Below are 23,400 nucleotides of genomic sequence, written 5' to 3' on the forward strand. Positions count from 1 at the left end.
GTGATCCGTGCGAGGTAGCGCTCCTGCTCAGAGCGCCCCGAAGTAAATGGATTTCGCGCTGTAGTAGGGCGTGAGCCCTTCCGGGCCGAGCTCACGCCCGAGACCCGATGCCTTGACACCGCCGAAAGGCGCCGCCAGGTCGAGCGCGTAGTGGTTGACGCCGACCGTTCCGCTGTGGATTCGATCGGCCAGGGCGAGGCCGCGCTCCTCGTCGGAGGTCCACACGGTGCCGCCGAGGCCGTAGTCGGAGTCGTTGGCGATCGCGACCGCCTCGTCTTCGTCTTCGTACTCGGTGATCGTCAGCACCGGACCGAAGATTTCCTCCCGCGCGATGCGTGCCGCGTTGTCGACGCCCTCGAACACCGTGGGTTCGACGAACCATCCCGCCCCCCGCTGCGCCACCGCGCCGCCGCCCGTGGTGACGCGGTATCCCGCGGCTCGTCCCATATCGATGTACCCGAGCACTCGATCGCGCTGCGCGGCGCTGACGAGCGGCCCGATCTGCGTCGAGCGGTCGAGCGGGTCACCGATCACCAGGCCGCGCACGGTTTCGGTCACCAGCTCGACCACCTGGGAGTACAGCGCTCGGGGCGCGAGGATCCTGGTGCCCGCGTGGCAGGTCTGGCCGTTGTTCACCAGCGATACTTCGAGCAGTTTCGCGGCGAAGAGTTCCAGATCGGCGTCGACGGTCACGATCGACGCCGACTTGCCGCCCAGTTCGAGGGTCACGGGGCGCAGGAGCCGCCCACACACTTCGCCGATGGCGCGGCCCGCGGGGGTCGAGCCGGTGAAAGCCACCTTGTCGACGCCGGGATGCCGGACCAGGTGCGCACCGACCTCTCGGCCGCCCGGTACCACATTCACGACACCCGCGGGCAGGCCCGCTTCGACTGCCGCGTCCGCGAAAACGAAAGCGTCCAGGGATGTTTCGGGTGCGGGTTTGAGAACGACCGTGCAGCCCGCGGCCAAGGCGGGCGCGATCTTCATCGCGGCGATGGATTGCGGATAGTTCCACGGCGTGATCGCCGCGACCACGCCGACCGGTTCGCGCCGCACCACGGTGCGGCCGCCGAGCGCGCTCGGGCGTACATCGTCGCGATCGACCGATCGAATCAGGTCGGCGTAGTACTTCATCATGAGGCCCGGCGCGTAGCCGTTGACGCCGACCGACAGTCTTATCGGCATTCCGTTCTCGCGGCTGGTCAGTGCCGCGGTCTGCTTGGCGCGTGCGTGCAACGCCGCGGCGAAACGATCCAGGTGCTCGGCGCGCCGCGCGGGCGCGAGGGCACGCCACCCGATCAGCGCACGTCCCGCCGACCCGACCGCTGCGTCGATATCGGTTTCGCTCGCCGTCGCCGACCAGCCGAGTGTCGTTCCGGTGGCGGCCTCGAGCACCTCCAAACCGTCGCCGTGTTCCGGCAGTGTCCACTCGCCATCGACGAACAAGGCGGGGCGGTCCAGAGTGTTGGTGTCCATGTCGATCCTTGGCTGTCAGAGGGTGTCTTCGTGGCCGAACAGCGTCGAGCTGACCAGCGGCGCCATCGGGCCGCCGATGAACAACGAGGTCCGCGCGCCGGGAACCGGGTTGGTGGAACTGCCGCGGATCTGGCGTACGGCTTCGACGGCGAGCCCCATGCCGTTGACGAACGAGTCGGCGATGTTCCCGCCGCTGGTATTGACCGGAAGTTTCCCGATACCGGCCGTCAGATTGTCGACGGTGAGCACGTCGCCCGCGGCCGGTCCCGGCGGGACGAGCCGATGATCGATCAACGCGGCGACCGCCGGACCGCTGAAGTTCTCGTACACCTGCACGACGTCCACGTCCTCGGGCCCGAGCGCCGCGCCCGCCCAGAGCCGATCGGCGACGCCCGCGCGACCGGGACGACCGGCGAAGCCCGCGCTGGTGTACATGTCGTCGTTGTCGACGATCGAGGAGTAGCCTCCCGGCGCGCCCTGCGCCCCTGCCAGCCAGTAGGCCGCGTCCGGACGGATCTGTCGCGCGCGCTCGGCGCCGACCAGTACCAGGGCGGCCGCGCCGTCGCTCTCGCGCGAGCAGTCGAAGAGGTGGAAGGGTTCGGTGATCAGCCGCGAACCCGCATAGGCGGCCTCGTCCAGCGGCTTGCCGTATCCGGCGGCGGTCGGGTTGTTCTGGGCGTGCCGGTAGGCGGCCAGTACCAGGGAACGCATCGCCTCCCGTGGCACGCCGTCGTGTTCGAGCAGGCGTTGGGTCCGCAACGCGCATACCTGGGCGGGCGAACCGACGCCGTGCGCGAGGTAGTGCGGCCCGTAGAAGTATTTGGCATAGCCGAGGCGACCGGTGTCCTGCTGCGCCATCGCGCGGTAGACGACGACCGCCTCGGCCTGTCCGGTGGCGATGGCCACCGCGGCGTTGTTGATCGCGGCGGCTACCGACCCGCCGCCACCGCCCCACATCATGGTCGACCACCGAACGTCCTCGACGCGGAGTGCGCCGCCGAGGGTCGCGCCGTCGTGGCCGCCGCCCGCGTAGGAGACGAAGCCGTCTAGTTCGCTCGGCGAGATTCCCGCGTCGGCGCACGCCGCCACGATCGCCTCCAACGTCATGCGCAGCTCGCCGTGCGGCGATTCACCACGCCGGTAATGCGATTCGGCGACGCCGACAACGGCGGCGACGCCACGCAGGCGAACGCCGCTCATGCCCGATCTCCCGACCGTGCCGAGCGGCGCCAGCGCAGCAGCGGCCATGTGGCGCCTTCCTCGAGTTCGAATTCCCCGATCACGTGGTCGCCGATGCGCACCTGATCCGTGCCGTCTCCGAGGAGGATGCCGAGTACTCTGCGGTCACCGGCGTCGGGCAATGCGACGAGGACGGTCGTGTATGGCACCCGATGGGCGAGTTCGGTGATGAACGGGTAGTGGCTGCGCGACCAGCTGTAGACGACGCCGCTCGGTTCGACCGGTTCCCAGCCGGGGTCGAAGGTGTAGCAGTTGCCGCAGATCCATTGCGGGCCCCAGATCCACTCGCGGCACCGCCCGCACCGTTGCAGTCGCAGTTCACCGGCGCGCAAGCCGTCCCAGTACGGCTGGTCGAGCCCGTCGGGCTCCGGGCCCCAGGGCAGATCGAGCGCGGGGGGCCGACGCTCGCTCACGAGAGCGTCCCGGCGACCGGGAAGTTCTCGAGTGCGACTGCCTTCCACCGGCCGTCGCGCGTTTCCCAGATGGAACGGAGCCCGATCGGACCGTCGGCGGTCTGGTACACCGTCTCGCCGATACCGGCGCCGCCCTCGACGCGGACATTCTTGATCTCGAACGCGTCCACCGCCGCGCGGGGGACGACGACACCGTCGAACGCGGTCGCGAGGTTCTCTTCGGCGATGTCGGCCAACGCGGCTCCGATGTCGCCGGATACGACCTTTCCGACGTGTCGTTCGTACAGTTCGGCGAAATCCTCCGTTGACATGTCGAAACTCCTTCTTCGGGATGCGTCGAGCCGGGGCGAATCGATCTCGATCGAATGAAATTAACCTTAAGCCATTAGATTAATGTAGGCAATGTCGCCCGGCGAGCGAGTCGGCGCGGGCCGTTCGGCTACTCGCGGGCGAATTCGAACTCGCCGTCCGCGCGAACCCCGATCGACGCACCGGCGACGTCGACCTCGATCAACCGGGCCAGCGTGTCGGGGTGGACGGCGCTCGCGAGCGTTCGACCACCGTCCGGTGTTCGCGCGGCGACGAACCCGCGTTCGGGTGCGCCCGCGCGGTCGTATGCCACCGTCCACGACTCCACCGAGGCGACGCCGACGAAGTCGGGATGCGCCGTTGTCGTCGGTTCTCGATCGACCAGCGCCTGCACGTTCTCGCGCCGGAAGCCCGCCTTCGGCGGCTCCGTTCGGTAGACCCCGAAGGCGTGCTTGGTCAGGTAGCCGCCGTTGGCGGTGATCAACCCGTAGTCCGCGGGCGATTCGCGCAGCCGGGTGGCCAATGTCGCGATGGCGTGCGTGCTGTAGTTGTTCCACGGCCCGCCCGCGAAGCTCAGCCCACCCGTCACGGTGAGCGGTCGTCGCGAATCACGCAGCGGCAGACCGAGTTCGGCGGCGGCCACCTGCACCGCGGACGGGAAGCACGAATACACGTCCACGTGCGCGAGGTCATCGACGCCGATACCGGACAGTTCGAGGACGCGGGCGCCCGCGACGCGGATGGCGGGCGAGCGGTCGAGCGCCGCGCGTTCCGCGATATCGAAGGTGTCGTGCGCCTCGACGCCCGCGTGGGGAAACACCCACTTGTCACGGGAGATGCCGAGTCGGGCGGCGGCCTCGACCGAACACAGCAACAACGCGGCGCCCTGGTCGACCATATTGTTGGAATTCAGCAACTTCGTATAGGGCAGGCTGATCCAGCGATTGTCCGCCGACGGCGTGATGATCTCGGCGGCGGTGTATCCGCGGCGCGTCCACGCGTGCGGATTGGACACCGCGACCTCGCTGAAGCCCGACCACAGCGCACCGATCAGCGCCCGATGCGCCTCGGTGGAGCGGCCCGCGCCGACCCGCAGCGCCTGTTCGAACAGCGGGTAGACGTAGGCGGGCCGGTCGAGCCGCGCACGCTGCTCGGTGACCGACCGCATTGGCACTTCGTCGACCAGCGACTCGGCCTTCGCGACCGACTCGTCCTGCACGGTCCAGTCCGGGCGAACTCCGCGTGCCCGCTCCCGCATACGGGTCCGCCACGACTCCGCCCCGCCGACGAGCACGACATCCGCGCGACCCGCCGCGATGTCCTCGCACGCACCGTTCACCAGGACCTGCGGGGTACTGCCGCCGCTACCGGTGTAGCCGGTGTGGCGCGGCGTCGCGCCGATCCGCGCACCGACCAGCGCACCGGGATCGCGGTATCGCCACGACAGCATGCCGACCAGCCGCACGGAATCGACGAGTTCGAGCGCCTTCTCGCTACCGGCCTCATCGGCGGCGGCACGGGCCGCCGCCACGATCAGGTCGACGGGTTCGCGCGCACCGGCACGACCGTCGACCTGGCCGCCACCGACGAGCACCGGGGTTCTCGGATCGAGGCTCATGGCCGCACCGCGCCCCGAAATCGCCGCCGACTCCGCGGTTTCGGACAGCCGCCGACGGTCGTGGTCGAACATCTCGGTTTCCAGCGTTTCACGACATCCTCGCAATTCTTTGTGTCCGATCGGCCGAGCTGGTCTCGCGCCCCGATACCCCCGCTGATCGTCTCCGTCATCGCACTTTCGGGTAGCGCAGGGGTAGATCCGCGTAGGTCTCGCGCAAGCTGCGTTTGGCGATCTTCCCGCTCGGCAGCCGCGGCAACGGAACTTCGGCGAACACCACGTAGCGCGGCACCTTGTAGTCGGCGAGGTTGCGGTCGCAGTGCTCGACGACATCCGCGACGGTGAGCCCGGTCTCGGCTCTCACGATCGCGGCGGGCGTCTCGCCGAACTTCGCGTCCGCGACGCTGATCACCGCCACCTCCTCGATGCCCTCCATCCGGTCGAGGACCTGTTCGATCTCGGCGGGCGAGATGTTGAGGCCGCCGGAGATGATCATGTCCTTGAGTCGGTCGACGAAGGTCAGACAGCCGTTCTCGTCCAGCGTCCCGAGATCGCCGGTGCGAAGCCAGCCGTCGACCAGGACGGCGCGACTCGCCTCCTCGTCGCGCCAGTAACCCGGCATCATGCCAGGGCCGCGCAGCAGGATTTCGCCGACTTCGTTCGGCTCGCAATCGGTTCCGTGCGCACCGACAACTCTGATCTTGGTGAAGATGCCGCCGTGTCCACACTTGTCGGGATGCTCGGCGGCCTCGGCGCGGGGCATGACCGTGGCCGAACCACCGATCTCGGTCTGCCCGTACAGTTGTCGCAGCCGAACGCCCCTGGCGGACCAGACTCCGGCGAGGTCGGGCGGCACCCGCGCGCCGCCGACATGGGCGGTACTCAGATGGCTCAGGTCCGCGTCGGCGAATCCGGGGACGCGTGCGAGTTGCTCCCACAGGATCGGTGGGCCGGTCAGTGTGCAGGGGCGGCTCTCGATCAGCACGCGGAGCGCGGCGGCGGGATCGAAGCCCGGTTGCAGCAGCAGGGTGCCGCCCTGTATCAGCGTCCGTGCGATTCCCCAGATGATTCCTGCCGCGCTGAACAGTGGCAGCACAAGCAGCGGCCGCAGACGGTTCGGCTCTCTCGGCTCGATCAGCGACCACTCGTGCGTCACTCCGGCGATCGTCGCGTGCGTGAACACCACGCCTTTGGGTCGTCCGGTGGTGCCGCTGGTGTAGACGATCGCGGTCGGCGTCGACTCCTCGACGATCGGCGGGCAGAACCGCGGGTTCGAGATGCCGCGCAGCGGATCGACATCGCGGTCGAATTCGGCGATCTCGAACTCCCCGCCGCTCGCCCGCACTTGTTCGAGCCGTGGGCGCAGCTCACGATCGCAGTAGACGACGGTGGGCTCGCAGTCCGCGACGAGCACGGCCAACTCGGCCGCGAGCAGCCGATGATTGAACGGCGCGCAGATCGCGCCGACCTTCAGCGCGCCGAGCGCCGCCGCGCACCATCCGAGCGAGTTGACGCCCACACAGGCGACCCGGTCGCCCGCGCGCACACCGCGCGCGGTGAGGTCCGCGGCGACACCGTCGGCCCAGTTGTCGAGGTCACGGTAGGTGACAACGTCTCCGGCGAAGTCGATGGCGGGCTGATCGGCGACCGCGCGCGCCCAATAGGTCAGCGCGTCGATGACAGATCTCATGAAACGCCTTTCCCGAGGTTCCGCCGACGGCCCGCCGCAGGCACCGATGGCACCCGCGCCCCGACGCGGCTCATGCCCGAGCCGCCCTGGCGATTTCCCGTGCCACCGCCGGGTCGACGACTTTCACGCGCGGCCTACCCGCCGCCCACCCCGCCGCTCGTTCGTACCGATCGATCGCACGCCAGTCGGACGCGTCGAGCATTTCCGGCCTACGAGACCGGAGCAGCCCTCGGAACAGATCGGGCGCTGGTTCCGGCTCGGCGAGCAGACCGTCGTGGAAATCATCGACCAAACGCGCGACAGATTCGGCGGCACAGTACCGATTGGTACCGATGACTCCGGTGGCGCCGCGTTTGATCCACCCCGCCACATACACACCCGGTATCGGCCCGTGACCGCCGACGACCCGGCCCGCGAGATTGGTGACCGTCCCGCTCGCCTCGTCGTAGGGCAGATCCGCGACCGGCTCACCTCGATACCCGATCGCCCGCAGGACCAAGCCGCAGTCGATGAGTTCTTCGGCGTCCGCCGTGGCATCGGTGACCCGTATTCCCTCGACCCGATCCGCCCCGACTATCTCGAGTGGTGTGCAACCGAATCGCAGGACGATCCTTTTGTTGCCCGGGGTGATCCGCCGCGCCGCGTATTCGGACAGAATCCGCAGTTTCGCGCTGTCACCGGCCGCTACAGCGCCGTCCACACAGACGTCGATCCCGGGCAGCGATCCCAGCGCCAGGAGTTCCGGAGTGGTCCAGGCCGCATGCTCGGCCCCGCGTCTGCCGAGGACGATCACTTCCTCGACCGCGCTGTCGGTCAGCGTCGTGAGCGCGTGGTCGGCGATATCGGTGCGGCTCAAGGTTTCCGGGCCCGACACGAGCATCCGGGCGACATCGAGCGCGACGTTGCCGTTGCCGACCACCACCGCGCGGGGTCCGGACAGGTCGAAGACGCGCGAGGCGTGGTCGGGGTGGCCGTTGTACCAGGCCACGAACTCCCGCGCGGCGTGGCTGCCGGGCAGTCGCTCGCCTTCGATGCCGAGGCGCCGGTCTCCGCTCGCGCCCGAGGCGTAGACGACCGCGTGGTGGTGGGCCAGCAATTCCGAGACGGTGATATCGACGCCGACGTCGACACCCAGGTAGAGGGCGAAACCATCGCGGCGGGCGGTCCGGTCGAACACCCGGCCCACATCCCTGGTACGCCAGTGATCCGGGGCGACCCCGAACCTGACCAACCCACCCGCGACAGGCAGCCGTTCGAGCATGGTGACCCGCGCGGCGATGTCACTTCGGGTCAGCAACTCTTCGGCGGCGTAGCACGCCGCCGGTCCCGAACCGACGATCGCCACCCGCAGCGTCCGCGCTTCGCGTGCGCCCCCGGACAGGATCGGGAGCGACGGCATCCGCGGGTCCTCGGCGGGAGGACGGGAACCGTGTGCGAAGTACTCGAGATTGATCTCGGGGTATCGCCGCTGTTCGGCGCTCAACATGTCGTCGGGGACGATCGCGTCGACCGGGCACACCTCGGCGCAGGCGCCACAGTCGATGCAGGCGCCGGGATCGATGTAGAGCATCTCGGCGCTCGCGTACTCCCGTTCCTCCGGTGTCGGGTGGATACAGTCGACGGGGCACACCGCGACGCAGGTCGCGTCGTTGCAACAGTTCTGGGTGACCACGTACGCCATCAGTCTCGCCCTTCGCTCGCGCGTGTCACGGTGACCGGCACGCCGTAGAAGATCGGGGACGCGGTGACCGCCTCGAGGTCTTGCTCGTCATCGATCAGCACGTTGTAGTTGGCGCCGGGAACCGCGGCCGACCGCCCGGTGCCGAGGCCCGGCCCGTCGTGCCCCCAGCCGTGCGGCATGCTCACCACGCCCGGCCGCAGTGTGCGGTCGATCCGCAGTTCCGTTCGGACAGCCGCGATTCGGGAGGTGATCGTCACGCGGTCACCGTCGACCAGGTTCGACTCGGCGGCGTCCGCCGGGCTCATCAGCAGCGCGCACTGACCTTCGTCGGGTTGCGGCAGCGCGTTGTGCAGCCAGGAGTTCATCCCGCGGCGCTGACGTCGATTGATCAGCAACAATCCGTCGTGGCCGCGCGACATGCTCGCGCGCAATCGTGGGAGGTCCGCCACGATCAACTCCGGCATCAGGTCGATCCGCCCGTTCGGAGTGCGCAGCACTTCGGGCAGCCGCGGCCGCATCGGGCCGTAGTCGATGCCGTTCGGATTCGCTTCGAGCAGCGCGAGCGTCAGCCCGCCCTCCACTTCGCCGAATCGGTCGCCGTACGGCCCACTGCGCAGTCGAAGATCGAGCAGCCGCGCGGGACCGCGACGATCGCGCGTCGCGCGTTCGACCCGCTCCGGTTCACAACCGGCCAATTTCGCGGCGCGGCGGACCGCGACGGCGGCCACCTCGTCGTCCAGTCGCTCCGTCGACAGATCGGGAACGCCGCGGGCGATGGCCGCCAGTCGCAGCAGGATCTCCCACTCGGCGAGTTCGCCCGCGCCGAGTTCGAGCAGCGGCGGGGTGTAGCGCGCCACGTTGCGCACCTGGAAGTGCGCCAGCGTCACGTCGTGGTGACCGCGGGTCGCCAGCGGTGGCGGCGGCAGGATGACATCGGCGTAGCGCGTGGTCTCGTTGAGATAGCAATCCACCGACACCATGAACTCGACTTCGCGCAGCGCCTGTTCGACCGCGGCGCTGTTGGGCAGCGAACGCGCCGGGTTGCCCGCCAGCGTGATCAGGGCACGGACGCGTCCGGGACCGGGGGTGAGAATCTCCTCCGCCAAGCACACCGCGGGCAGTTCCCCCAGTGCCTCCGGCAGTCCACGCACCCGCGACCGCCACCGATCGAAAGTGAGCCGTGGCGGCTTGCTGACCGGCCAGGTGTTCGGCCCGCCCGCGGGCGGCAACGTGAACATCGCGCCGCCGGGGCGGTCCACATTGCCCGTGACGATCGTCAACACCTCGACCAGCCAATTCGCGAGCGTGCCGAATTCCTGCATGCAGGTGCCCATGCGCGAATGCGCCACCGCCGAGGGCGCGGTCGCGAACCCGCGCGCCACCGCCCGAATCAGGTCAGGGTCGACACCGCACACCGGCGCGACGATCTCGGGGGAATACTCGGCCGCGAGCGCCAGCACCTCGTCGAATCCATCCACCACCCTCGGCACCCGCTCCGGGCGAGCCAAGTCCTCGGTCGCGACGACGGCGAGTAGCCCGAGCAGGAACAGCGCGTCGGTGCCGGGCCGGATCGCCACGTGCGTGTCGGCGACCTCCGCGGTCCGGGTCCGTACCGGGTCGACCACCACGAGCGTGCCGCCGCGCTCACGCAACGCACGCAGCCTACGGTCCATACCCGGCGCGGTGATCGTGCTGCCGTTGGAGACCAGCGGATTCGAACCGAGCACCAACAGGTAGTCGGTGCGGTCGATATCGGGCAGACTCATCCCCAGCCCGGAACCGTACAGCAGCAGGTGGGCCACGTTCTTCGGCCAGGTGTCGACACTGGCGGGCGAGAACACGTTCCTCGTGCCGAGCGCCCCGATCAGTTCACCCAGGTAGAATGTCGAATCCAAGTGGTGAGCGGCCGGATTGCCGTGGTAGAGCGCGCAACTGCCCGGATCGGCGACGAATTCCGGAAGCCGCTTCCCGATCTCCTCGAACGCCTCCGTCCACGTCGCCTCGCGAAAGCTTCCGTCCCCGGCGCGGAGCAGCGGAACCCGAATCCGGTCCGGGTCGCCCTCGAGACGGGCGAGTCCGAGTCCCTTCGCGCAACTGTGCCCGGCGCTCATCAGGTCCTCGGGGTTGGGCGCGACGCGGGTCACCGCACGACCCTCGAGTTCGAAAATCAACCCGCAGGTCGACTCGCACAGCGGGCAGATCCTGTGCCCGGTGCGCGCGACCGGTCCGGCGCCGCTCGGCACCGGACCGTGTAGGTCTCCGAGGTTCAATTCGCACTCCTCGTCATCGCAGGCCACCTGGCCAGAAATCTAATGCCTGTAGATTCATGACGCAACCCCCATTTCGAATTAGACCCACCATGAAGCCGAAAGATGGATCTCTCCAATACATTTGAGATGTCAGGACTATGCCGCTCCCAATTGGCCAGGCGAGAAACGGCGACGATCACCGCCGCGAAGCGCGGCGATCTCCGAATCGAGGTCTTCCGCGATTCCCCATCTTGTCGCGGCCCGCGATCCCCATGGCACGGCGGTCGCCGACGAGCTCGGCGACGAACAGCACAGCGGGACGAACAGGACAGCGGGAGCCATCCGCCCCTGATCCCCATCGCGGCGACGTCGACACGATCCGCCGATCCCATTCGAACGGGCGCCCGAACACGCATCGCCGCAGGCAAACGTTCTACGAGTAGTGTCGTGCTGTCCACTGCACGGCGCCCGGAAGGTAGGACTCCGAATGGCTCGACGCAACACCAACGCGCTCAGCGGGGATGCCGACGAAGCGCGCGCGCAGATCCTCGAAGCCGCGCAGTCGACCTTCCTGCATTTCGGTGTCGCCAAGACCACCATGGACGACATCGCCAAGGCATCCGGAGTTTCGCGCCCCACCATCTATCGCTACTTCCGCGACCGCGACACGTTGGTGGCGGAGTTGATCCGAATGCGCTCACGAAAACTCTTCGTCAAGGGCACCGAGTTCGTCCTCGAACAGGAGACCTTCCGCGACCAGCTCATCGAGGGGCTCATCTACCTCGTCGATCACGGTCGCAAGGATCCGCTGATTCGCCTCATCGTCACCCCCGAGCACATGGACCTCGCCACCGCCGTGGTCGGAACCTCACACCTGGCCAGCAGCCTGACACTGGAAATGTGGGGGCCGATATTCGACAAGGCACGCGCACGCGGAGAAATGCGTGACGACATCGACAACGAGCAAGCCTGCGAATGGCTCGGACTCGTCCAGCTGATTCTCGTCGGCCGCTTGGACTTCGAGAACCCCGATGATCCGTCCCACCGGCAGATGCTCGAAACCTTCGTCCTGCCCGCCTTCGTACCGCCCGCCAACTGAAGCATCGACCAGGCACCCTCGCTCACCTCTCCGCAATATACATGCGCGCCAAGTGATTTCGGCGTTCCGACCGCACGCCGAGTCCGCTGTCGCTCGAGTGTCCGCGCGAGCCGGTTGCCGCCCATCGTCTTCTCCGAGTCGAGTATTCGATGCGCGCGGGCCGCGGGTCGGGCAAGTCGAAGATGCTCCGCGCCGAGGCCGTCGCGACCCGTAGGAACCGAACGCGGCGACGCTGTTCAGCATTCCTGAACAGAGACATCACCAACGCACCTCGAACTCTGCGCAACATGGGCTTGACTCGCGACATGATCCGTGTGACCGTCGAGCCACTACCGAGCGATCGCTCGGTAAGGCTCTACATGGGACGAGGTCACGGTGGCTGTGCCGGGAATGGACATCCGCGCGCTCACGCGATTCATGGCAGACCGCAGCATCGCACTCGGCGGCGAACTGCACGCCGAGCCGATCAGCGGCGGCCGATCCAATCTGACCTGTGCGGTCACCGACGGACACACCACATGGATCGTCCGCAGGCCACCACTGGCAGGCCGCACTCCGTCCGCCCACGACATGGTCCGCGAGTACACGGTCACCAAAGCTCTGTACGACACCACGATCCCGGTCCCGAGAACAATCGCGATCGACAAGGAAGGAACAGTGCTCGGCGCACCGTGCACCGTTACCGAATTCGTCACCGGACAGGTGCTCCGCGACCAGAACGAGCTGGCCGCACTCGGCGACGACCAGGTTCAGCGCTGCGCGCGATCACTCGTCCAACTTCTCGCCCGGTTGCACGCCCTCGACTATCGCGCGCTCGGCCTGACCGACTTCGGCCGCCCGCAGGGCTACGTCTCCCGTCAGGTGCGCCGCTGGGCACGCCAGTGGGACGAGGTGCACACTCGCGAGCTCCCCGACGCGGCGAGACTCGCCGCGGCACTGTCGGATTTCGACCCGCCGCCGAGCGAGGCCATAGTCCACGGCGATTTCCGCATCGACAACACCATTCTCGACGACGACGACCCGGCGGTCGTGCGCGCCGTAGTCGACTGGGAACTCTCGACCATCGGCGACCCGCTCACCGATATCGCACTCATGTGCGCCTACCGCTCACCGACATTCGACCTCGTACTCGGCACGAGCGCGGCGTGGACGAGTCCACGACTGCCTTCGCCGGACGAGCTGGCGCAACAGTACTGCCTGGCCTCGGGGCGCGACCTCCCCCACTGGAACCGATACCTTGCCCTCGCCAACTTCAAACTCGGAGTCATCTCCGAGGGCATCGCCTACCGCGCTGGAAAAAGCGCGGATACCACGGAAAACCTCCAAGCCTCCCATGCCACACCGGAGTTCATGGCCGCAGGACTTCAGGCGCTGCACCTCAGGTAGATCCCCCGCCGGAACCGGGCCTGGCCGCGTGCCACCGCCCATTCCGCCATCCAAGGGTCGGGTGTGGAACGCCTCGACTGCGGCGTGGCGGGCTACAGCCGTCGACTTCCCCGAGGGGCGCCACCGGCCCGACACCAACACGCCCTGGTACTTTCAGAACTCTATAAGTACCATCAGTGCCGCACCGAAGGTGTCGAGGAGAACACGCGACACCGCATCCATCAGTGACGGGTGCCCGTGGTCGGTCCGCGACCCGGCACCATACGGAAGGGGGACTTTCTCGATGCAACCCGCCGATCGCCGATCCCATCTCCTGGTCGTCCTCGCGACCGTGGCGGCAGCGCTGCTCACATGCACCGCCACGTCCGCATCCGCCCGCCCCACACCCCCGGACCAACTCGCCCCGCTCGGCCCCGACTTTCTCTGGGGTATCGCGTCATCGGGCTACCAGTCCGAAGGGCATGCGCCCGACAGCAATTGGTCCCGATACATCGCGGCGGGCAAGACCCCCGATCCGCTGCTCGACTCGGTCGACTTCCTCAACCGCTTCCGCTCGGACATCGCGCTGGCCGCGCAGTTGGGAATCAAGGTATACGGCACCGGCATCGAATGGGCCCGGCTGCAGCCTGCCCCCGGAGTGTGGGACGAGAACGGATTCCGGTTCTACGACGAAGTGATCGGCGCGATCAGAGCCGCGGGCATGCGCCCGATGATCTCCCTCGATCACTGGGTCTATCCCGGCTGGGAGGCCGACAGGGGCGGATGGGCCTCCCCGACCTTCGTACCGGACTGGCTCGCGAACGCGCAGCGGGTAGTCGACCGGTACGCGGGCGCGGACCCGCTGTGGACCACCTTCAACGAACCCGCGCTCAACGCCTACCTCGAGGTGAGTCACGGTGGCCTCTCCCCCACCGACGTGCCGATGATGCTCGACGGAATCGTCCGGGCACACCGCAGCATCTACGACTACATCCATCGGGTCCATCCCACCGCGATGGTCACCAGCAATATCGCCTATCTCTCCGCTGTCGTCGACGTCGTCAACGATTGGCCGGTCGTCGACCGCATCGCCGACAAACTCGACTTCATCGGCATCGACTACTACTACGGCCTGGCTCCCGACACACTGACCACCTCCACCGATTTCGCCGAGCCCTGGAAGAACTCCCTCCAGCCCGAAGGCATCTACTATGCCCTCCAACACTATTCGCGCGCCTTCCCCGACAAGCCGCTCTACATCATGGAGAACGGCATGCCCACCGACAACGGCCTGCCGCGCTTCGACGGCTATACCCGCTCGGACAACCTGCGCGACAGCATCTACTGGATCCAGCGCGCGAAAGCCGACGGCATGAACGTCATGGGCTACGACTATTGGAGCATCACCGACAACTACGAATGGGGCACCTACTCGGCCCGATTCGGCCTGTACACCGTCGACATCTTGAACGACCCCAGCCTCACCCGCCGCCCCACCGACGCCGTCGCCACCTACACCGACATCGTGCACGCGGGCGGCGTCCCGTCGAACTACCGCCCCACTCGACCCCCCACCCCGTGCTCCCTCGTAGACATCCCGACGAGCTGCACCGACCCTCTCACCGTCCCGAACTGAGGCGCAGACCACGCTACGGACGGCACCGCCCCGCGAACACCCGAGGATTCCGCCGACCCGGTCCGATCATGGGACAGAAGTCCCTCGGCGTAGGCCGGTTCGGCACTATGTCCCGCCCTCCGGCGAACCTACTGTCGAGATCATCAATTCCGCTTGATTATCGCGCCGACCGGAGGTCGCCATGCGGGCACGTATCGTCTACGAATCGATGTTCGGCAATACCCGAGCCATCGCCGAGGCCATCGCGGACGGCTTGCGCGACCGCGGCGAAGTCGATGTCCTCGATGTGGTGACCGCCGCGGAAGTGCCCGACGCACCCGTGGATCTGCTCGTGGTCGGCGGTCCCACCCATGCTTTCGGCCTCAGTCGTCCGCGCACGCGCGGTGATGCCGCCACCAAGACCGACAGTCCGGTCAGCGTGGACTTCGGCATGCGCGAATGGTTGGACGGAGTATCGATGCCGCCGCGAGGCACGCGCGCCGCGGCATTCGGCACCAAGGCCGCGACCCCCCGTTGGTTACCGGGCTCGGCCGCGCGCGGCGTGGGACGGCGACTGCGCCGTTCCGGGTACGAGCTGGCCGACGCACCGGTCGACTTCTTCGTCGGCGGCCTCGAGGGTCCGCTCGTCGCGGGCGAAGTGGAACGAGCGCGCGCTTGGGGGCGACGCCTGGCCCAGCAGGAGTCCGCGCGCCTGTCCCCCCGACAATGACGCGGCGATTCGAACCATTCGAAGCGGCGCACGGCGTCGTCCATTCCGGCTGAACCCGACTCCGAAAGCGAAGTCTCATGTCATCGTCCAGTGTCAATCCCGCGGTGCTCGTCGGCACCGACGGCTCGGACTCCGCGAGCGACGCGGTGCGATGGGCCGCCGTCGCCGCCGCCCGTCACGGCGCGCCGCTGCGTATCGTGTGCGCGATCGACATCCCCGTCGAATACGGCCCCGGTGTCGCGCTCGGTCAGATCGACTACGAGAGTTACCGGCAGACCGCCGCGGCGAACGTGGCGGCCGCACGCGAATCGGCGGCTGCCGCCGCCGCGCCGATCCGTTCGATCGACATCGAGACCACCGTCGTGCAGGAGCACCCGATTCCCCTACTGCGTGACCTGTCCGAACACGCCCGTCTACTCGTGGTCGGCACGCACGGCCGCGGCGCCCTGCGTCGGTGGTTGCTCGGATCGGTGAGCACCTCCCTGACCCGGCAGGCGCACTGTCCGGTGGCGGTGATCCCGCCCGCGCGTGAGTTGGAACCGGATCGGAGCCACGGTCCGGTCGTAGTCGGCGTCGATGGCTCCCGCGGCAGCGAACTCGCGCTGGACGTCGCCTTCGACGAAGCCGCACGCCGGGATGCCGAACTCGTCGCGGTGCTCACCTGGTCGGAGTTCTATCGGTACATCCCCCGCGCGGAGATGCAGAACGAGGCCGAGGAGCTACTCGCCCGGACCACTGCGGGATACGCCGAGAAATACCCCGAGGTCGAGGTCCGCCGAGTGGTGGTCGAGGACAGTCCCGCCGAACGCATCCTCGCCGCCGCCGAACACGCGCAGCTGATCGTCGTGGGGAGCCACGGCCGCGGAGGATTCCCCGGAATGACGCTCGGATCGGTCGGCAACGCGGTGCTCCATGCCGCCGAATGTCCCGTTGTCATCGCCCGGGGCAGATGACCAGCGCTGTCCGAGCGCCGACGGCATCTTCGAGATAGACATCGCCGGGGACAGACACTGCCCGGTGTGGAGAACGCGACCACGCAGACGAAGTCCTGTCCCGCGCCAAGGGACAGGACTTCGCGGTTGGTTCCGGTCGGCGCCGCAACCGATACCTCAGGACTGGCACCGATACCTCAGGACTGGCGTGGACCACGGCGATGGCGATCGAATTCGTCCGAACGACCGCGCGGCTGATCGTCGGACAGGTCTCGCGCACACTTCAGCAGACGTGCGACGGCCCGTTCGATTTCCGTGGCGAACAGCTCGATGTCGGGTGTGGAGTCGTAGTCGCCGGTGATGCCGAAACGCAGCTGATCGTGATAGCTCAGGATTCCGATCCCGGTACGCAGCCGCAGGGCGATGGGGACATACGGCGAAATCTCGAGCACCTCCCGTCCGCCGAAGAACAAACGTTTGTCGGGACCGGGCACATTGGTCGCCAGGCACGCCACGCCGTGTTGCGGAAAGTGCGACGCGAGACGCAAGGCCCAGGCCACCGAGACGAACGGCAGCAGTCCGGCCGCGGTGATGATCAAATCGGCGGCGCCCGCTTCGCCGCTCTTCTTGTGCGATGCCGTCTCCGCGTGTACCGCGGCCAACTGCTCGACGGGATCGGCCGTAGCGACCGGCAGCACCGGGAGCATGATCGAAACCTTGTTGCCCAGACGGGAATCGGCGCCGGGCGAACGAGTCGACACGGGTGCGAGAACGCGCACCTCCTCGGCGGTCGGATCCTCGCCCCGGTGTACCAGCAGCGCGCGGAAAGCCGCCGCGAGGGCGGCGAGGGCCACATCGTTGACCGTGGCGCCGAAGGCCGCGCCTATCTCCTTGACCTCGGTCAACGAGGCGCGCGCCGGCGCGTATCGACGTCGTCGTCCTATCGACCCGTTCAACGAGGTCGTCGGCGCGGGCCGGACGACATCGACCACCAGAGGCGCCGCCGCACGGACAGTGCCCAACAGCAAGCGCGGCACATCGACAGGCAGGCGCATCCCCTTGACGACCACATCCCGCACGTTCCACCCCGGGCGCGTCGAATGCCGCGACCTGCGGACGGCAGTTCCGTCCGGGTCGTCGCACAAGCGCTGGAACAGCGCGATGCCCGAGATTCCGTCGACCATGCTGTGATGGGCTTTGACGAGTATCGCCCAGCGGTCCGCGTCCAGCCGCTCCACGACCACGCACTGCCACAGCGGGTGATCTCGATCCAGTCGTTCCTCCATCGCGGTCGCGACCAGCTCGAACAGCGCCCGGTCGTCACAGGGCCGCGGCACCGCGGTCCATCGCAGGTGACGGGCCACGTCGAAGTCGGGATCGTCCTCCCACCGTGGGGCGGCCAGATCCCACGGCGTCCTGCGCACTCGCCTGCGCAACCGGGCGTCCGCCGCCACCCGCCGCGACAGTTCGACGGTGAACTCCGCCCGAGTCGGCGGCGCGCCCGCGATGATCGCGACGACTCCGATACCCGCGCTGACGTGCTGGTCGGCGTCCTCCAATTCGATGAATCCCGAATCGAGCAGCCGCAGTTCAGTCATCGCCGACCACCGGCTCCTTCGGGCCTTGGTCGAGCCGCAACGGCGGGTACTCGTCACGCATCAGTGCGGCGTAGGCGAGCACGCGATAGAACCAGCGATTGATCCCGAGCAGGAAATCGAACACCCCGCGCGGATAGGAAGCGGTGAACAGCACCACAACGGCGGCGATGAGGACGAGTATGCCGAGCAACGGGATGATGTCGTCGCCTTCGCCGCTGGAGGCGACACTCACGCCGCCGCCGAGCATGGCCATCACCACCAGGTAGTGCGGAATCGCCAGCAACCACCACTTGACCAGCACGAGCCCGCGCGACAGACGTTGCGGGTAGTCGACGTCGAAATCGGCGGGATAGTCGGTTCGGCGCAGCGTGAACGGCGGGTAGCGATCGGTGCCGAGTGCGGCGTAGGAATAGAATTGGACGCGCCAATTCCAGCGGATGACCCCCACGGTGAAGTCGAACAGGGCCCGCGGATACCTGCCGGTGAACAGGATCGCGAAGCCCGCGACCACCGTCGACACGGCGAAGCCGATCCAGAGGAACACCAAAACGACGATGTGCGGAATGATCAGCACCCATTTCACCAGCCACAGCCAGCGCGACAGCGGTTCGTCCAGTTCACCCGTCAAGCGGACCGGATAGGGCGCATCGGATCTCGTGTTCACGGGGCACTGCTCCTCTTCTCTGCGGTATCACGACGGTCGCACTCCAGCGGCAGGGACAGCAGGGGGCGTAAGTCACCGGATCGAAGGACCGCTGTCCCGAGTGTCGACACCGTCGGGTGCGCGGGGTGACGTGCCGTGGCGACCTGGGGTCGATCGGCCCCCGGTTCGAGGACCAAAGCCGGCCGCGGGCATACGCTCGGAGTCCTTAACGTGAGGCGAAGACCCGGCAGAACCTCATCTGCGGGCGAGTGAGGCGCGCCGGTAGGAGTGAAGTGCCGTGTTCCCGAATCGCCGCGGCGATACCATCCCGGATCCGCGAGGCCGTATCGCCCCACGGTCGACCATCACCCCGGCACTGCTCGTCGCGGGGGCGGTGGCCACCGTCACCACCACTTGGGCCGCCGCGACCGGCGCGATCGACGCTGCCGACCGCATCGGCTTCCGGGCGATGAACACGTTGCCCGACAGTCTTTTCGGACCGATGTGGCTGCTCCAGACAACCGGCGTGCTCGCGGCGCCCGCCGTCGTGGCCGTGGTGGCGCTGCTGTTTCGCCGATATCGCCTCACGGCGGCCTCGATGCTGCTGATTCCGGCGAAGCTGATCCTCGAACGCGAGGTGCTCAAGGAGTTGGTGCACCGTCCGCGCCCCGCTGTCTCCATGCCGGACCCTGTGCTGCGCGATGTCGCGACGACCGGGGATGCCTTTCCCTCCGGACACGCCGTGATCCTGTTCGGTATCGCTACCGTGCTGGCCGCCTATCTACCCACCCGAGGATGTGTCGTCGCCTTCGTCGTCGCGACCCTGGCGGCCTCGGCGCGGATCTACCTCGGTGCGCACACGCCGCTGGACGTACTCGGGGGCGCCGCGGCCGGTGTCCTGCTCGGCGCGGGGATCACCCTCGTCCTCGACCGCATTCCCGCGTTCGGATCACGAGGCGCGGGCTCATGAGCGTCGATGTCGAGCCGAACGCGGCCGTAGCCGAGACACCGTCATCGAAGTCGGGCGGAGTCATCATGCAGCGCCATCCCGGTGACATCGTGCGCGTGGGGCTCGGCCTCGGGGCGTTGGCGGTGTCGACCGCGATCGCGCGCCATACGAGAGTGCCGCGATTGGAGGTGGACCTGTTCCACCTCATCAACGACCTGCCCGCGTGGGTCATGCCCGTGCTGTTCGTGATCATGCAGCTGGGTTCGTTCGGCGCGATCGTCGCCCTCTCGCTGGCGGCCGTGGCCGCGCGCAGGTTCCGAATGGCGCGCGATCTCGTCGCGGCGGGCACGCTCGCCTATCTGTCGGCCTTGGCGGTGAAGTCGTTCGTCGGCAGGGCCCGTCCCGACATGCTGTTGACCGACCTCAACCTGCGGACCCACCAGGGCGGCCTCGGATTCGTCTCCGGTCACGCCGCCGTGGCGGCGGCGCTGGCCGCGGCCGCCGCGCCGTGGCTGCCGCGGCCGTGGCGGCGAGTCGCCTGGGCGGCAGCGGCGGCGGTCGGCCTCGCCCGCGTCTTCGTCGGCGCCCACCTTGTCCTCGACATCTTCGGCGGCGCCGCGCTCGGTTGGACCATCGCGGCCGCGCTGCACCTGCTCTGGGGAGCCCCGGTGCGGCGGTGTGAAGCGCCTGCTCTGGCCGCGGCGCTACGTGCCGCAGGACTGCACCCGGTCGAGGTCACTCCGGTCCGCTTGGACGCGCGCGGTTCGCGCCCGTTCACCGTGACTACCGAAAATGGTTCGCATGCCTCGCTTTTCGTCAAGGTGATCGGGTACCACGAGCGCAATGCGGATCTGCTGTTCAAACTGTTCCGGCACCTGGTGTTCCGCGAGGTGGAGGACGAGTCACCGTTCGCGACGCCCAAGCAACAAGCCGAACACGAAGCTTTCATCGCCCTGCTGGCCCATCGGGTCGGGGTGCGCACACCACCGATCATCTCGGTGGGCATCGCCGAGAACGGCGACGCGTGGCTGGCCGAGGCCCGAGTACCCGGCCACGACTTGGCCCGATCGGTCGCCGAACCGATTTCCGACGACACGCTCGATGCCGTGTGGTGTCAGGTCGCGCTGCTGCGCGCGGCCCGGATAGCGCACCGTGATCTGCGCTTGGCCAATGTCCTGCTCGATGATCGAGGTGACCCCTGGATCATCGACTTCGGGTTCGCCGAGACCGGCGCCTCCCAACACCGTCTCGACGCCGATGTCGCCGAACTCCTGGTATCGACGAGCCTGCGGGTCGGAGCCCGGCGCAGCGTGGACTCGGCGCTGCGAGTACTCGGCCGTGACGCGTTGCTCGGCGCGGGACCGCAGCTACAGCCCGCGGCGCTCGCCTCGGCCACCCGCAGCGCCGCTCGGCACCGCCACGGCCTGATCGACGAGGTGCGCCGGGCGGTGGCCGAGGCGACCGACACCCGGCTGTCACCACCTGAGGAGATGATGCGATTCCGGTGGCGCACGCTCGCCTGGATCGTGGCGACCGTTTTCGCGACCTATGTCCTGCTGCCCCAGGTGGGTCAGCTGGGACGCACGATCGCCGCCTTGGACGACGCGCGATGGCAGTGGCTGCTCGGCGCGGCCGCGATGTCGGCGCTGACCTATATCGCGGCGGGCGTGGCGGTGCTCGGGGTCAGCCCGCGCCCGCTCGCCCTCGGCCGCACGGTCGCGGTGCAGTTGGCGACGTCGTTCGCCAATCGGCTGGCGCCTTACGGGCTGGGCGGCACCGCCGTGAACGAACGCTACTTGGAACGTTCGGGCGTTCCCCGCGCCACTTCGGTCGCGGCGGTGGCGGTCATCGCGGCGTCCGGCGTGACGCTACATCTGCTCCAGTTGCTCGGAGCCGGTATCTGGCTCGGGCGATCGCGCGAATTCCTGGACTCCGCGCTGCCCTCGGGCTGGGTGCTGCTCATCGGATTCGTGGTGGCGATGACGGTGATCGGCATCGCGGTCGCCCTGCTCGTCCACCGCCCCGACTGGTTGGCCGAGGTCCGCAGCGCCGCGGGGTCCATGACGCGGGTGCTGCGCTCCCCGCGGTCCGCGGCACTGCTGATCACCGGTCAAGTCGGGGCGAACGTCGCCTACATCGCGGCGCTGGGATTCTCGATCCACGCCTTCGGCGGTGCGCCGTCCGCGGCCCTGCTGGCCGTGGTGTACCTGGGTGGTTCCGCCCTGGGCGCGGCGAGTCCGACACCGGCGGGGCTCGGCGTCGTCGAGGCGTCCCTCGTCGCGGGCCTGCTGGTCGGCGGCGTGCCGGACGGTCCCGCGGTGGCAGGCGTCCTGGCGTATCGACTGGTCACCTTCTGGTTGCCCGCCGCGATCGGATACTTCGCCTTCAGGTCGCTCGAACGTCGACACCTGTTGTGAGCGCTCGCCGGGCCCGGTCACTGGTCGACGCGCACTGTGACCTTCTGCCCTGCCGATCGCGTCGAAGCGGGCCGATGATGAGCCCAGTGACTTCTCCATCGGAAAGGACTCTCGAGATGACCACTGTGCGGACCATCATGCGATCCGACGTCCAATGCATCAATGTCAGGGACACCATGAAGGTGGCGGCCGAGCAGATGCGCCGATTCGATGTCGGCGCCTTGCCGATCTGCGACGGCGAAGGCCGCCCCGTCGGGATCGTCACCGATCGCGACATCGTCGTCCGGGTGGTCGGACGCGGCGCCGACCCGAGCACGACGACGGCGGGTGAGCTGGCCCAGGGGGGCGAGGACCTGCATACCGTCGACGCGGCCACAGACATCGACGACGCGCTTGTTCTCATGGAACAGCGCCGGATCAGGCGGCTACCGGTGACCGAGGACGGCGTGCTGGTCGGGATCATCACCGAAGCCGACATCGCCCGGAATCTGTCGGAGAACACGGTCGGTGAATTCGTCGGGGCGGTGTGCGCCGCCGACCTGCCCGCCCGCAGCGGGTAGGACGCCTCGGCCGAGGTTCCGATGTCGGGACCATCGCCCCGGCGCGACGCAACTTTCGTCCCTTGGGCAGCACGTACCCGACGGCGGAGGCTGATGGATACCGACGTCGCAGGCACCCGGTGGACACAGAGGAGGACACCATGTCGCATTCCACTGAACCGTACGCACCCGCCGTACAGGTCGCGCACCGATGGTTGAAAGCCGTCGCCGACGGGCTCGACACCGACGACCTCGCCTTCGCCAACCGCGCGTTACGGGCATGGTTGCACACCGTCCGCGACCGGATCGGCGTGGCGGCCTCAGCGCATCTGAGCGCGCAGCTCCCCGAAATCCTGCGCGGGGTCTACTACGAGGGGTGGGTACCGGCCCACGTACCGGTTCGGCACGGCCTGGCAGGCTTCGTCGATCAGTTCGCCCGGACCGCGGGCATCGACCCCGAGGAAGTCGGTCTCGTCGCGGGCTCGATCACCGCTGTCCTGTCCGACCTGTTCTCGCCGGGACAGATGAACCGCGTCTTCGCCGTCCTGCCGATGCGCGTGTACGGAGTTCTGTGCGGCGCGCGACTCGACGCGGACGAGATGTCGACCGCAGGCGTCGACGGCTCGGACCCGGGTGGCGACACACTGTCCGCGCTACACGAACGTGTGCGCGCATTGGGCGACGCGATCGCGATACTCGCCCAAGGTCTCGAGCAACTGCCGACCGAAGGGGTCGACAACGCTCGTGCCGCCGCGGCGGCGCAACAAGCTCACCGCATCCTGCTGGGCGAAGGGCTGGTTCCCGATATCGGTGTCGCCGCGCGGGCGTGAGGCCCGCACCA

Annotated in this window: 18 protein-coding genes and 1 pseudogene; 9 read left to right on the plus strand and 10 right to left on the minus strand. The window is 68.2% G+C overall.

All coding sequences use genetic code 11. The features are described 5' to 3' along the window. Positions 1-27: 27 nt before the first annotated feature. The 8 genes from IT779_RS32695 to IT779_RS32730 all read right to left on the minus strand — a co-directional run bounded on the left by IT779_RS32695 (position 28) and on the right by IT779_RS32730 (position 10,693). On the minus strand, positions 28-1,476 hold the full coding sequence (locus IT779_RS32695; protein ID WP_196153347.1) for an aldehyde dehydrogenase: 1,449 nt from the start codon (positions 1,474-1,476) through the stop codon (positions 28-30). A 15-nt stretch (positions 1,477-1,491) separates the two neighbouring features. After that, positions 1,492-2,676, minus strand: a complete 1,185-nt coding sequence (locus IT779_RS32700; protein WP_196153348.1) for a thiolase C-terminal domain-containing protein — start codon at positions 2,674-2,676, stop codon at positions 1,492-1,494. Further along, on the minus strand, positions 2,673-3,128 hold the full coding sequence (locus tag IT779_RS32705; RefSeq protein WP_196153349.1) for a Zn-ribbon domain-containing OB-fold protein: 456 nt from the start codon (positions 3,126-3,128) through the stop codon (positions 2,673-2,675). Before IT779_RS32705 ends, IT779_RS32700 begins: the two co-directional genes overlap by 4 nt. Next, positions 3,125-3,439: a hypothetical protein gene (locus IT779_RS32710; RefSeq protein ID WP_196153350.1), complete on the minus strand. Its 315-nt coding sequence runs from the start codon at positions 3,437-3,439 to the stop codon at positions 3,125-3,127. Before IT779_RS32710 ends, IT779_RS32705 begins: the two co-directional genes overlap by 4 nt. A gap of 128 nt (positions 3,440-3,567) precedes the next feature. After that, on the minus strand, positions 3,568-5,055 hold the full coding sequence (locus IT779_RS32715; protein ID WP_196153389.1) for an acetyl-CoA acetyltransferase: 1,488 nt from the start codon (positions 5,053-5,055) through the stop codon (positions 3,568-3,570). Between the two features lie 166 nt (positions 5,056-5,221). Beyond that, positions 5,222-6,742 (minus strand): class I adenylate-forming enzyme family protein, encoded by a 1,521-nt coding sequence (locus IT779_RS32720; protein WP_196153351.1) that lies wholly within the window; start codon positions 6,740-6,742, stop codon positions 5,222-5,224. Between the two features lie 70 nt (positions 6,743-6,812). Next, positions 6,813-8,423, minus strand: a complete 1,611-nt coding sequence (locus IT779_RS32725; protein ID WP_196153352.1) for an FAD-dependent oxidoreductase — start codon at positions 8,421-8,423, stop codon at positions 6,813-6,815. Further along, positions 8,423-10,693, minus strand: a complete 2,271-nt coding sequence (locus IT779_RS32730) for a molybdopterin-dependent oxidoreductase (protein WP_198429197.1) — start codon at positions 10,691-10,693, stop codon at positions 8,423-8,425. The genes IT779_RS32725 and IT779_RS32730 overlap by 1 nt, the downstream gene beginning before the upstream one ends. Positions 10,694-11,159: 466 nt before the next feature. Here IT779_RS32730 and IT779_RS32735 point away from each other — a divergent pair, with 466 nt between their 5' ends. From IT779_RS32735 to IT779_RS32755, 5 genes are all read left to right on the plus strand, one after another. After that, positions 11,160-11,771, plus strand: a complete 612-nt coding sequence (locus IT779_RS32735) for a TetR/AcrR family transcriptional regulator (RefSeq protein ID WP_196153353.1) — start codon at positions 11,160-11,162, stop codon at positions 11,769-11,771. Positions 11,772-12,161: 390 nt separating this feature from the next. After that, positions 12,162-13,157: a phosphotransferase family protein gene (locus IT779_RS32740; protein ID WP_196153391.1), complete on the plus strand. Its 996-nt coding sequence runs from the start codon at positions 12,162-12,164 to the stop codon at positions 13,155-13,157. 283 nt (positions 13,158-13,440) lie between these two features. Continuing rightward, positions 13,441-14,772 carry a family 1 glycosylhydrolase gene (locus IT779_RS32745; protein WP_196153354.1) on the plus strand — a complete coding sequence of 444 codons (1,332 nt, stop codon included), beginning with the start codon at positions 13,441-13,443 and terminating at the stop codon, positions 14,770-14,772. Positions 14,773-14,953: 181 nt separating this feature from the next. Continuing rightward, complete coding sequence (locus IT779_RS32750; RefSeq protein WP_196153355.1) at positions 14,954-15,481, plus strand: flavodoxin family protein; 528 nt, start codon at positions 14,954-14,956, stop codon at positions 15,479-15,481. A gap of 77 nt (positions 15,482-15,558) precedes the next feature. Next, complete coding sequence (locus IT779_RS32755; protein ID WP_196153356.1) at positions 15,559-16,434, plus strand: universal stress protein; 876 nt, start codon at positions 15,559-15,561, stop codon at positions 16,432-16,434. 176 nt (positions 16,435-16,610) lie between these two features. On the opposite strand, the gene IT779_RS32760 is transcribed toward IT779_RS32755, so the two are convergent. Then, positions 16,611-18,011 (minus strand): wax ester/triacylglycerol synthase family O-acyltransferase, encoded by a 1,401-nt coding sequence (locus IT779_RS32760; protein WP_196153357.1) that lies wholly within the window; start codon positions 18,009-18,011, stop codon positions 16,611-16,613. Then, positions 18,004-18,651: pseudogene (locus IT779_RS32765) on the minus strand (DUF4389 domain-containing protein); the annotation flags it as partial. The pseudogene IT779_RS32765 and the gene IT779_RS32760, both read right to left, overlap by 8 nt. 301 nt (positions 18,652-18,952) lie before the next feature. On the opposite strand from IT779_RS32765, the gene IT779_RS38960 reads away from it, so the two are divergent. From IT779_RS38960 to IT779_RS32785, 4 genes are all read left to right on the plus strand, one after another. Continuing rightward, positions 18,953-19,624, plus strand: a complete 672-nt coding sequence (locus IT779_RS38960; protein ID WP_196153359.1) for a phosphatase PAP2 family protein — start codon at positions 18,953-18,955, stop codon at positions 19,622-19,624. Continuing rightward, positions 19,621-22,020 (plus strand): lysylphosphatidylglycerol synthase domain-containing protein, encoded by a 2,400-nt coding sequence (locus IT779_RS32775; RefSeq protein ID WP_196153360.1) that lies wholly within the window; start codon positions 19,621-19,623, stop codon positions 22,018-22,020. Before IT779_RS38960 ends, IT779_RS32775 begins: the two co-directional genes overlap by 4 nt. 116 nt (positions 22,021-22,136) lie before the next feature. Beyond that, positions 22,137-22,580, plus strand: coding sequence for a CBS domain-containing protein (locus tag IT779_RS32780; RefSeq protein ID WP_196153361.1), 444 nt, complete (start codon positions 22,137-22,139; stop codon positions 22,578-22,580). 140 nt (positions 22,581-22,720) lie between these two features. Then, on the plus strand, positions 22,721-23,389 hold the full coding sequence (locus tag IT779_RS32785; RefSeq protein ID WP_196153362.1) for a DUF2267 domain-containing protein: 669 nt from the start codon (positions 22,721-22,723) through the stop codon (positions 23,387-23,389). The last annotated feature ends 11 nt before the right edge of the window (positions 23,390-23,400 follow it).

This window comes from Nocardia bovistercoris (assembly GCF_015674855.1).
Taxonomy (GTDB): domain Bacteria; phylum Actinomycetota; class Actinomycetes; order Mycobacteriales; family Mycobacteriaceae; genus Nocardia; species Nocardia bovistercoris.